The 12,782-nt window shown below is 38.6% G+C and carries 9 protein-coding genes; 7 read left to right on the top strand and 2 right to left on the bottom strand.

Annotated features, from left to right (window positions below):
- The first annotated feature begins 114 nt into the window (after nucleotides 1-114).
- The 6 genes from EDF66_RS08615 (at nucleotide 115) to EDF66_RS08590 (ending at nucleotide 9,970) form a co-directional block, all read left to right on the top strand.
- Nucleotides 115-3,276, top strand: coding sequence for a SusC/RagA family TonB-linked outer membrane protein (locus tag EDF66_RS08615; protein ID WP_132842006.1), 3,162 nt, complete (start codon nucleotides 115-117; stop codon nucleotides 3,274-3,276).
- An 11-nt stretch (nucleotides 3,277-3,287) separates the two neighbouring features.
- Entirely contained in the window at nucleotides 3,288-5,108 is a 1,821-nt protein-coding gene (locus EDF66_RS08610) for a RagB/SusD family nutrient uptake outer membrane protein (RefSeq protein ID WP_165902406.1), read from the top strand.
- 11 nt (nucleotides 5,109-5,119) lie between these two features.
- On the top strand, nucleotides 5,120-6,085 hold the full coding sequence (locus EDF66_RS08605) for a discoidin domain-containing protein (protein WP_165902405.1): 966 nt from the start codon (nucleotides 5,120-5,122) through the stop codon (nucleotides 6,083-6,085).
- A 2-nt stretch (nucleotides 6,086-6,087) separates the two neighbouring features.
- A complete protein-coding gene (locus EDF66_RS08600; protein ID WP_132842000.1) occupies nucleotides 6,088-7,722 on the top strand; it encodes a discoidin domain-containing protein in 1,635 nt (544 codons plus the stop codon).
- 646 nt (nucleotides 7,723-8,368) lie between these two features.
- Nucleotides 8,369-8,563 carry a cold-shock protein gene (locus tag EDF66_RS08595; RefSeq protein ID WP_132841998.1) on the top strand — a complete coding sequence of 65 codons (195 nt, stop codon included), beginning with the start codon at nucleotides 8,369-8,371 and terminating at the stop codon, nucleotides 8,561-8,563.
- Nucleotides 8,564-8,905: 342 nt separating this feature from the next.
- Entirely contained in the window at nucleotides 8,906-9,970 is a 1,065-nt protein-coding gene (locus EDF66_RS08590) for a fatty acid desaturase (protein WP_132841996.1), read from the top strand.
- A 262-nt stretch (nucleotides 9,971-10,232) separates the two neighbouring features.
- Here the strand turns inward: EDF66_RS08590 and EDF66_RS08585 are convergent, their stop codons facing one another.
- Together EDF66_RS08585 and EDF66_RS08580 are read right to left on the bottom strand one after the other, a co-directional pair.
- Nucleotides 10,233-10,589 (bottom strand): PKD domain-containing protein, encoded by a 357-nt coding sequence (locus EDF66_RS08585; protein WP_132841994.1) that lies wholly within the window; start codon nucleotides 10,587-10,589, stop codon nucleotides 10,233-10,235.
- A gap of 372 nt (nucleotides 10,590-10,961) precedes the next feature.
- On the bottom strand, nucleotides 10,962-11,915 hold the full coding sequence (locus tag EDF66_RS08580; protein ID WP_243656015.1) for a heavy metal-binding domain-containing protein: 954 nt from the start codon (nucleotides 11,913-11,915) through the stop codon (nucleotides 10,962-10,964).
- 285 nt (nucleotides 11,916-12,200) lie between these two features.
- On the opposite strand from EDF66_RS08580, the gene EDF66_RS08575 reads away from it, so the two are divergent.
- Nucleotides 12,201-12,767 carry a hypothetical protein gene (locus EDF66_RS08575; protein WP_132841992.1) on the top strand — a complete coding sequence of 189 codons (567 nt, stop codon included), beginning with the start codon at nucleotides 12,201-12,203 and terminating at the stop codon, nucleotides 12,765-12,767.
- The last annotated feature ends 15 nt before the right edge of the window (nucleotides 12,768-12,782 follow it).

Raw genomic sequence — 12,782 nt, 5'->3', positions numbered from 1 at the left:
ATAACCATTTAAAGAAGGAGGACGACAAAAAAATTATGAGCATACAACGGCTAGGGCTCCTAAACCCTAACCTCCAAATCAAATAACCAAATATTTAACCACTAATCTAAAATAATGAATATCGAACAAAATCGATGCAAGAGACTTGATTTACTCTCGCATGGGCTGAAATTTGGACGAAGATTTTCCTTTGTTCCTACCTTAATGGGTATACTCATGTTAACCCCTCCGATCGCAAAAGGAGAGAATGGGGTTTTAAACTATGTAAGCCAAAAAACAATTGAAGTTTCAGGTATAATCAAAGATGCTGCTGGTAACGTACTTCCAGGTGTTTCCGTCACCATTAAAGGAAAAACCGGCACCGGGACGATAACCGATCAAAATGGGCGTTATATACTTTCTGTTGAACCGGGACAAACTTTCATCTTTAAATCCATAGGATTTCTTACACAAGAGGTTCAAAATGTAACGGATAATAAGCTCGACATCACCCTTCAGAATGACACCCAAGGTCTAGAAGAAGTAGTTGTAGTCGGATTCGGAACACAAAAGAAGGAAAGTCTGGTTGGTTCACAATCCACGATTAAACCCGCGGAGCTGAAACTACCAGTCAGAGATCTTACCAATGCAATTGCAGGAAGGCTTGCTGGGGTTGTTGCCTACCAAAGAGGAGGAGCTCCCGGTGCAGATGGGGCAGATATCTTTATTCGGGGTATTGCAACACTTGGTTCTAGTCCACGCTCACCTCTTTTAGTGGTAGATGGAGTACCTGATAGATCCATAAACAACATAGATCCAGAAGATGTAGAAAGCTTTACGGTGCTTAAAGATGCATCTGCTACTGCTGTCTACGGTACAAGGGGTGCAAATGGTGTTATCATTATTAATACTAAAAAAGGAAAAATAGGAAAACCACAGATAAACGCCGAAGTCAACCAGGCAATAAATAAATTTACAGAGTTACCAAAATTCTTGGATGGTCCAACTTTCATGCAACTTTATAACGAAGGATTGACTATGAGAGGCCGCACAGCACTCTATACAGATGAGCGTATAAATCTACATAAGGATGGAACTGATCCAGATTTATATCCAAATGTAGATTGGTATAAAGAACTGTTTAAAGAATATGGGCAAAACAGACGCGCGACTTTAAATGCCAATGGAGGTTCCGAAAATGCTTCATATTATTTATCTGCCGGATATTTCGGCGAAACGGGGATGTTTAAACAAGATGAAGTACAAAGCTTCAATTCAGTCCTTAAACTAGATCGCTTTAATTTCACCAGTAATCTCAACCTGAAGCTTACGCCGACCACGAAACTGGATTTTGGAGCAAACGGATATATTACCAATTACAATGAACCAAACTATGGTGTCAATACCATTTTCGCAATAGCTACGCAGGCTCCGCCACATACCATGCCAACCCGATACAGCAATGGGCAGTGGCCACAGCTACAGGGATCCATTCCCAGTCCTTATATGTTCCTGACCCAATCTGGAGTACGGACTATTTTTACAAACGTGCTCCGCTCAAATATCAAGGCCGAACAGGCACTTGACTTTGTAACCGAAGGCCTTCGGGTTTCGACCATGTTTGCCTTTGATGTCAATTCCAACTCAACGACGAGCCGTGGAAGAACACCACAGACTTATTTTGCCACAGGACGTGACGATGCCGGAGAGTTGCTCACCCAAATTGCATACGAAGGAACAAACGATCTTAACTTCGGGATCAGCCGATTCTCCGATAGACGAATCTACACGGAAACAGCTATCAATTATGCACGTAAATTTGGTGATCATGATGTGTCAGGTCTATTCCTCTTCAACCAGTCTGATTTTAGCGATGCGCAATCGCGTGTGGACGATATTGGCTATAAAGCAGCAATACCATACAGACAGCGCAACTTTGTAGGTAGAGCTACGTACGGCTACAGTAATCGTTATTTCCTGGAAGGGAACTTCTCTTATTCCGGATCCGATGCATTCGTACCCAGTAAACGTTTTGGCTTTTTTCCTTCAGGAGGACTGGGCTGGATTGTATCCAACGAGTCCTTCTTTGAACCTATAAAATCTGTTGTTAGTCACTTTAAATTACGCTATACGTACGGACTATCGGGTAATGCGGCATTGAATGATCCAAATTACCGTTTCTTATATCTTTCCACTTTGGGGAATGGTTCGTCCTATACCTTTGGCGATATTGGAAGTACGATCGGATATACGGGTTACAAAGAGACCTTGATCGGTGGTGATGTGAAATGGGAAACATCCTATCGACAAAACTTAGGGGTGGAAATGAACTTTTTAAACAAAGATCTGGAACTGATTGTCGAACTATTTAAGGAACGTCGTGAAAATATATTGACTCCTTCTACTTACATCCCGTTCAACTCTGGATTCCTCTATGAGAACCTACCTTGGGGAAATGTGGGTCGAACCAAAAACAAAGGAATTGATATCAGTCTAAACTACACGAAAAATTTCGCAGTGAAGAATTTTATCAGCTTCCGAGGATCATTTAATTACAATCAGAACGAGGTGGTCGAAGATGGAAATGCACGCTGGAAATATCCGTATCTGGATCGCATTGGACGTCCCATCGGTCAGCGGTTTGGATACATTGCGACGGGACTGTTTCAATCGCAGGATGAGGTAGACAATGCTGCGACCCAAGCAGGTGACACACGTGCGGGAGATATCCGATATAAAGATCTGGATGGCAATGGTATTATTAACGGTGATGACCAGACGGCTATCGGATATGGCGCTGTACCAAGAATTGTTTATGGTCTTAATATAGGAGCTGGCGTCAGCGGTTTTGATATTGCTCTATTTTTTCAAGGAGCTGGACAGGTCGATTTCAACTATGCATCGGGATATGCAACGACCCCATTTTCTCAGGGACCAACCTGGGGTAATATGTACGAACAAGTATTGGACAGATGGACACCGGAGAATCCGAATCCAAGACCATTCTACCCAAGACTATCGACTAATCAGGATTTAACCACCAATTATCAGACTTCAACCTGGTGGATACAGCGCGCAGATTATATCCGTTTAAAAAGTGCAGAGCTTGGCTATACCTTTGATGGCGGTTTTATGAAAAAATGGTCAATCCAGAAGATAAGATTGTACACCAATGGTACGAATCTCTGGACCCTTAGTAAATGGAAATTTTGGGATCCTGAACTGGGTGATGGTCGCGGAGCCTCCTACCCCAACATTACGACTTACAATGTTGGGTTACGTATCAACTTTAAATAAAAATGACAATCATGAAACTGAAAAAATATTTTATGGCAGCATCAATTGTTACGATGCTATCAGTAACCGGTTGCAAAAAGGGGTTCTTCGACTCCATTCCGGATAATATCGTCACCATAGACGGTGTATTTACAAATCGGGGACAATCAGAACGCTGGCTTGCAGGACTATACACATCGATCCATGATCCATGGTCACAACGTTCTAATTACTGGTTTTCCGTGACAACCGACGAACTCGATATCAGCAACTGGGATAATCCCGGAATGAACAGTGGTGCACTGAATGGAACTTCGGTTAATATGGGAGGATTGGGATTTTATGAAAAAATCCGTCTCGCTTCTATTTTTCTTGAAAATATTGATAAAAACGCAGAAATCAGAAACCTGAACAATGGTGAAGAGATCATCCGTCAATATAAGGGAGAAGCACAATTTTTACGTGCCTACTACTATTGGGTCATGATGAAACAGTACGGCCCTGTTGCCATTTTACCTCTCCAGTCAGGTGGGCCTCAGGATAACTATCAGATTCCGCGCAGCTCCTGGGATGAGTGTGTAGCCTTTGTTTTAAAAGAGATAGCTGAAGCGAAAGAAAAATTGCCCGTGAATAATTTTGCTAACGGCACAACAACTGTTGATCCGACGAAAGTAGGCCGAATTAATCAGATGATAGCAACAGCGGTAGAATCACAGATTCTTCTATTCCATGCCAGTCCGTTATTTAATGGCAACACAGAATTGGCTGACTTCCTGAATCTCGACGGCAAGCAGCTCTTCAATCAGACTGCAGATCCACAGCGCTGGACCACTGCAGCGCAGATGACAAAACAAGCCATTGATCTGGCAGAAGGAAATGGCAAAAAATTATACAAAGTCAATGATGCAGATCCTTTTAAAGCCGCATTTCTATCGTCACGGAATCTATTCTGGGATGGATGGAAAGACGAAGGAATATGGATACGGACTTCCAATGATTATACAGGTTGGGAAAACCATGCGGCACCTAGATCGGTGCAAGGAACTGCCTGGAACGGAATGGCAGTTGTACAGGAGCTAGTCGACGATTTCCGTATGAAAGATGGTTCTGAAATCGGTGGTGGCGGTTATAATGAAAACACGTATACAACAACGGCTACTGATTATTACGTTTCAGGCACCAACACCATGTACACCAACAGGGAACCTCGTTTTTATGCGTATGTAACCTTTAATGGTGCTCCGACCATTGGTGTTCCGAAATCAGGCAGTAACAATGCTCGTGTTGAATTTTTCTATACGGGTAACTCTGGTAAAGCTGGAGAAACACGGAACTGGCCAAAAACAGGTTATACTGCCCGAAAGAATGTACATCCGACCTTTAGCTTTAGTCCATCTATACGTGTAAACAGACCTGCTATGCTGATCCGACTGGCAGAACTGTACTTGAATTATGCAGAAGCATTGAATGAAAGTGACCCAGGAAATCCGAATATTTTAAAATACCTCAATGCTGTACGCAACCGTGGCGGGCTTTCTAATATTACAGATACAGACAAATCGGTGGTGAGAGCTCACATCTGGCGCGAACGACGCGTGGAGCTCTGTTATGAAAATGGTACCCGCTATTTTGATGTCCGCCGTTGGAAAGTTCCCGAAAAACAAGGTTTTATACAAGGAGGAGCTTATTACGGCATGAATGTCGATGCTGGAACATCATTATCCGATCCACAATTTCATAAACGAACGCTAGCCTTCAGACGAGCAGTATGGCAACGTAAATTTTACTTCTATCCACATGGACAGGACGAAATGGACAGAAATAAACAATTGGTGCAATTTCCTGGATATTAATGAATAATGATATGAAATTTTTAAATATTTTAAGTATTGGTTTGTGTTTCCTCGCACTTTCCTGTGAGAAAGCACCAAGCGCTTATACAGAAGCTATCACAGATAAAAATGCTGCTTCCATATATGTTGCCAGATTTACGGGGAAAGATCAGCCGTTAGTAACTTTTCCGTTTACGGATGAAGCTAGATCCTTTAAATTCAACGCCTCATTTGGAGCAGTCGGCGTACCCGCAGAAGATATAGCAGTAGAATTCGCTATTGACCAGCGTGCATTGGACAGTGTTAACAGCGGTCGAACAAAGGCGGGACTGACGCCATATGAAGTATTTCCCGCAGATGCATACAAAATCAGCAATTACAATACGATTATAAAGGCTGGAGAATTACATTCAGATTATTTATCAGTTGACTACTTCTCCAGCAAATTTGATCCGAAAAAAGACTATATGTTGCCAATAAGTGTCAGTATGGCTAATGGTTATAAGATCGGTTCAAATAAAACAATTTTTCTAATCGCTAGTCAACTGCAAGAGGTCGCGATTAGCAAAACTAATTGGAGCATTACAGCAAATAGTGAAGAATTAGTGGGGGAAGGATCATCCAATGGACGGGCGCAACAGGCTATAGACAACAATGTCAATACTTACTGGCACTCCAAATGGCAAGGAACAGCAGACAAATTTCCGCACTGGTTACAGATTGATATGAAAGAAGAATCTTATGTGACACGTATCGATCTTTCTGCTAGACAGAATACTACTAATGGATTTACCAAGTTCAATATTGAAGCAAGCAAGGACGGTACTAAGTGGACTGTGCTCGGCCAAGATCTGGTATTTGATCCTGCAAACAAGGCTTTTCAACAATATCCTGTAGAACATGGATATTGGCAGTTTATCAAAATTGTCATGACCGTCGGAAATACCAGTACAGCAGCATCAACCAATTTAGGAGAGATAAATATATATCGTTATTAACTATGAAATACCATTTATTATTAAAAGCGATTGGGCTTGTACTATTTTTGAGTTGTTCGAAAACGACTACATTACCGCAATCTCCATCTCCAAAACCTGAATTGCCTATAGAAGTAAACAAGCGGGAATCGGGTTCAAGATCCGGTACGGATAAAGCCGATCGTCCCTACAATCTCAATATTGTTTATTTTGTTCCTAAAGATTTGGACACCCTTGTAGGCTATGAAAAGCGATTGGATGAAATGATGCTCTGGGGTCAACAGTGGTTTCACGACAAAATGAAACTGTATTCATATGACAAGACCTTTGGTCTATTAACCAATGACCAGAAAACTAAAGTGCGGATAACAACTATTTACGGTACAAAAACATCAAGTCAATATACCCTGGAGGGAGGAGCAAAACCGATCTGGGATGAAATAGAAGCATATTACAAAGCACATCCGCAGGAAAGATTAAGCGATCACTTTCTTAATATTGTGCCACGGTATAGCTTCAAAGTTTCTGGAGAACCTACCGGCCCCCCTTACCATGGAGCTACGTATGGCAAAAACAGAACCTGTTTTGTACTTGATTACGAAGACATGGAAATGAAAAACATGGACGACAAAACTGATAAAGGTAAATGGTTCAGATTGTACTATGGCGGTCTACTACATGAACTCGGCCATGCACTCAATCTACCGCACAATATGCAGACTGTAAGTGAACTAAATGATCCTAATAAAGGATCGTCTATGATGCATATCGGTAATTATACGTTAGGAACAAAACCTACTTTTTTAACTCCTGCCGACTGTGAAATGCTGTCCGTAAACCAGCTGTTCAATAAGGAACAGAAAGAATACTACGGTGCGGCAAAAGCACGGATTACAGAGATCACCGGAAATTACGATCAGTCTAAGGGTGCAATTATTTTGTCGGGGAAATATGAGACTGACATACCTATTACAGGCATTGCGGTATACAATGATCCGCAAGTCAACAACGAAGGTATCGGAACCAACAAGGATTACAATGCCGTAAGCTTTGCTACGAAACCTTTAAATGGGAATCGGTTTTATCTGGAAATGCCGGTAACTGATTTCACCTATCGAAACAATGAAGATTATGAAATTAAAATTTTCCTGATCCATGAAAATGGTATCTTTTCTAATGCCTTTTATTCATACCGGTTTGTTAATAACCTGCCCGTTCTCAACATCAGCACAAGAACGGAGCTTAGCAAAGCTGATTGGTCTATTGATGCTTTTAGCTCTGAAGAATCTGGAGAAGGAAAGGCAGTGGCAGCTATTGACCAGAATTTAATGAGCTATTGGCATTCACGTTGGTCTTCCAATGCAACTGTTTATCCGCATTCGCTCACCATCAATGTTGGATCTACTGCTGTAAAAGCGAAAGGACTTGTGTATCACGCTCGCCCAGGTGCTTATAGACATAGTAAGAACTTTGAGGTGCAGATAAGTGATGATGGTACAAACTTTACTTCAGCAGGCGAGTTTCAAACGATATATAGCCAAGGCCCTCAGTACTTTCACTTCAACAGCGAGCATAGCGTAAAATCATTTAAAATTATTCTTAAATCCTCTTGGGATGGGACAGGAAATGCCGCTATAGCTGAATTGGGGCTTTACTAATTAATGATAAAAAGGAACTAATAATAAAAGGCTTATGAGCATAAAACTCATAAGCCTTTCACAATGGTTTTTCAATTCAATAAAAAATCACTTCCACAGATAACGGACTCGCTCTATAGAATATGATGAATTGATCTCTAAATTAGTAATCACAGAAAAGGTTTAGCTGAAAAATCTGAATTAAAACAATAATCCTTTCATAAAAGAGAATACCATATATGCCTGGATCGGAATTGGTGAAAGTGGACTGGTATATTAGTATTTTACAGGTTCTGACTCTATAACCTTTCAGTATTCATTAATTTGAGCTACAGTTTTAATATTCTACCGAAAATAAAAATTAATGACTTTTGAAAAAATATTTTGATTTAAAATAATTTATACTTATCTTTGTCATAGAATCAAGCAGTAATTGCGGTTATTAGAAATAGTAGGATACATCCTATGATAACTGTCTTCGCATATTAATTGCTAATTTTTGTTATTCATAAAAAGTGCGCAGTACTCTTAGAGCTTGACTCCGATCAACCTTCAATTTACACACATTCTTTTTCTTTCTAGCAGATCGATTAACTTCTGAAAGTCATGTTTCATGTCTTTTACAGGAGTTCAGAATTAAATAATTTATAATAAAAACAATAATATAATGCAAGAAGGAACAGTAAAATTCTTTAACGTTACTAAAGGTTTCGGTTTTATTACACCAGCAAACGGTGGTCAGGATGTATTTGTACATTCAACAGGTTTAATGGATGATATCCGCGAAAACGAAAAAGTTACTTACGAAGTAGAAAACGGTCAAAAAGGTGTTAACGCATTTAATGTGCGCATAGCAAGATAAAAGAATTCGGGAATTATCTTAATTCTCGGTATTTTGATGTAGTGATTAGCATCTGTGCTAATTAACTACATTTTTTAAATGTACCCTCCCATCATAAATCATTTTCATCAACCACGCCAAAAATGGTCTTTACCATGTACTTGTGATTAATTTCCAAAAGATTATACTTGCATTAATTACATCAACAGATCAATTCCAATATTGACCAAATAAGTCCCTTCATTTATCGATTCGCACAACTATTTTTCAATTGTATATATTTTAAATATTTATTATCATTGCGATTGATTTGCATTGAAAAATGTATTTATTATCACACTAAACTATAAATTTATTAATAACATGTCATTTTTAGATCATGTGCTACAACTTCCTTCCTATGGGTGGCAAGACGCGACGGGCAAACTAATTAAGCCGAGTAACAAAGAAATCATTACTGAGTTCTTTAAGAGACTTAATATCTTTAAGGATCGTCGAAATTGGCTTCCTTTTTTTAGCTGGTTCAAGATTGCCTGCCTCATTCCATTTTTCTTTATTTTTTTAACGAATTACCTGACCTGGTGGACAGTCCTGGCGGCCTTTGTATACAGCATGATCATCATGGGAACCCATGGAACGATCTGGCACCACCGCTATTGTACGCATGGGGCCTATAAATTTAAAAATCCTTTTTGGCGATTTATTACCCAAAATCTCACGATCAGTGTTATTCCTGAAGAGATATATGTCATATCACACCACGTACATCATGCAAAATCAGATCAGCCGGGTGATCCTTATAACGCCCAAGCCGGATTTCTTTATTGTTTCCTGGCGGATGTTAATCATCAGCCGATATCTAAGAACCTAAATGAGCAGGATTATAACAGAGTAAAATCTTTGATGTCACATACGGGTGTACCAGCGAACTCTTATCATCAATATAAAAAATGGGGATCATATGTACCTCCTGTTTATGCTATAGTAGCATCATTATTAAACTGGGCATTTTGGTACACTGTATTTTTCCTAATAGGCGGTCATCCACTTGCTTGCAGTTTGTTTGGTGCGGCAGCTTTCTGGGGAATTGGTGTCCGTACTTTTAACTATGAAGGTCATGCCAAAGGAGAAGATAAACAAAAGGAAGGCACAGATTTCAGTGTGAATGACAAATCTATCAACCAGGTATGGCCCGGAATTGTGGCAGGAGAATGGCATAATAATCACCATTTATTTCCTAAAAGTGCACGCAGTGGTTTCAAACCTCATCAGGTAGATCTCGCATGGTATTACATCAAATTAATGCATAAACTGGGCGCTATTTCTAGCTATAGAGATGACAAGAAATTGTTTTACAAACAGTATCACAATCCTTATCTCGAAGTAAAAATGAACAAAAAGAAAGATGATGTTAGTGCTGAAATGTAATCATAAAATAGCGTAAATGTCACGATCTCTTTTGTTTTCGGAGAGATTTGATTAGAACTTATTCAAAGTCACAATGGGATATATAAGCAAAGCCATTCTTAAAAGAATGGCTTTGCTTATATATCGGGTTTTCCAGATTTTTTGTTTTATTAGTTCTTGCGTAATTCCTAAAAATAAACTACATAAAAAAAAATCTCAACCGCTATGAATTGATAATATCCAAAGGAATTATGAATAAATAGCTTTTACGTTCTTAAAATAATTATTGAGGTATAACAACTGTTTCCTTAACATCATGAATGCATCCACCATTATTTACACTAACTTTTCCGATAACATGGTAAGTACCTGGAGCTGTATAAGTATGACTTATGGTTTTACCTGTACCAGTTTGTTGTTTTCCGTCTCCAAAATCCCATTTAACAGTGCTGTCAAGTGTATAATTCCCTGAATATTTCACTTCAAAATTAATTAATGATGAATTTTGAGCTGAAGCTAAATGGTCGATACTGGTTAAAATAGCGTCACCCAAACAATCTACAACACTTTTTTCTTCTTTATCTGAGCATGATGCGGCACCAAATAAGCAAAAGAAAAGGAATAATTTAAATGTTTTCATAGAATGATTTTAAGAATTGATAGAGAAGCATTATTTCTCAGAACAAATTTATATTTTTCTTACGAAATTTTTACACTAAAATTTTTAAAGGCATTTTTAACAATACCGCTAATAAAATTTTTCCTTGATATTTCAATCCTTACACCTTTCAAGTGTCTTCATTTCACCTAAAATTTATATAAAAATGTGTTGCCAAATCAAGTCTAAAAACACCTTACTTCTGTTTAACAAAAACACAACTTTGTCTATTACCATTAAACTAAGTTAACAGACTATCAAGACTGTAGATAGCGATTAAAAAGTTATTATAAAAAGGAACGCCTAACTTTAATTAATAAGTTAGGCATTCTTACATTAATTATTTATGCTCATTTAATGTTGATGTCCATGGTTTTTTCCTTCACCAGCACCTTTTGCTCCCTCTGTTACATTGACCGTAAAATCTGCTGTATGCACATGTCCATCAATTTTAAACTGCGCCCACATGCGGTATACTCCCGCTTTTTTAATATTGGTTTGCGCATATATCGGAAAGCGCTTGTCTGATACCGGATGGATATGAAGGAAATCTTTATCTTTTGCTCCGATCATAACAATATGAGCCGTTGCTCCTAAATAATTTTGAAAATCGCTTTCCACGAGTTTCTTGCCATTCTTTTCGACTGAGAATTGCAGATCCTGTGTATAATTTGTTTTTAGATCATTAGCATTAATCAAAGTAACGGTATATCCTGCTATTGTTGAAACTGCTTTTGGATTCAATTCAAAAGAAGTGGCACCCGCAGTACCTGTTACTTCAAGTTTCTTCATCGCAACTTCTCCAGCCAATCCCTTAGGTTTGTAATCTGTAAACAGCAGGTAGTTGCCTGCGGCGGGAAATGTTTCTTTCACACTATAACTACCATCCAGCTGTTCTTCGGGATGAATATGATCAAACCAGGATAAATCTTCGCTTACTACCAAGAGGTGCATTTTCATTTCATGTACTTCTTCTAATGCTACATTTTTCTCATTCTCTTTTATCGAGATCGAAAGTGCTGTTGGTTTTCCGGCTTCTATAGGCTGCGGTGAAGCTAAAATACTAACCGATAGCTTCGCGGCATCTGCCTTATGAATAGGCTGTAATTCCATACCGCATTTGGTACATTTTTCACCTTTATGTCCTGTTACTTCAGGGTGCATCGTACAGGCATAAGTATGTTCGTGATTGTGAGTCGAGTCTTGTTGTGCTGTCATGGTTTCTGTTTTACTATTTCCTGGATTGTTACAGGCTACTAATGTTGTCATGGCTGTCAATCCTAAAAATATATTTTTTAAATTTTTCATATATGCATGTTGTTTGTAGATTAAATCTTGAAATCTACGTTTTTGTTTTCCGCCCTACTTAAATATCTACTATCGAAAGGACAATACAAAGATGAGCAAAAGTTGGGTTTGGTATTTTACGGTATTTTGAGTTTGATTTGTAAAATTTACTGATTCCACTTTTACTAAACCCGTATAACATTTCTTTGCATGCTCTACCGCCCATCAATGCAAACTGTATTAATTGAAGATTAAATCAGGTATGTTTGGCACGATTTTCAACGTACTCAAGTTCAATAAATTAATATGATAAAACGTACTATATTAACAGGTATCTCTCTTTTCACCCTCAGTTTTAGTGCTTGCGCGCAACAAAATGGAACAAAAAATGAAAGTACTTCTATATACACCGATAGTCTGGAACATGATCAGGAACTCGGACTAACTCTTCAACAGGAAGAAAAAATTAATGCTATAAATAAAAGTACAGGGGCTAAGTTTGAAGCAATTGGCCGCAACTCATCTTTATCCGGCTATCAAAAGGGACAAAAGAAACGTGAACTTGCATTGCAACATAAGAAAGAAATTTTTAACGTATTAACTGCAGAACAACAAAAAACCTGGTTGGAAAAATATGGTGATGAACGAGCCTCCATTAAAGATAATGTGACCGACAAGGCAGATGAGGCATTAGAAAAATTGGAAAATCGTTATGATGCCGACAAAAAACTTATTGAGGCTGATCATTATTTAAGCAAAAGCGAAAAGAAAATACGTCTCGAAAAGTTAAAAAACAATTATAAAAATGAAAAAGAAAAGTTAAAAGAAGCGAAAGAGAAAGCGACATCGAGTGGTTTGCTTCAAGGAAGATAATGGCACAGGAAGACA

Origin of the sequence: Sphingobacterium sp. JUb20 (assembly GCF_004342035.1) — a bacterium.
GTDB lineage: Bacteria > Bacteroidota > Bacteroidia > Sphingobacteriales > Sphingobacteriaceae > Sphingobacterium > Sphingobacterium anhuiense.
This window is presented reverse-complemented; position numbering and strand designations above follow the sequence as displayed.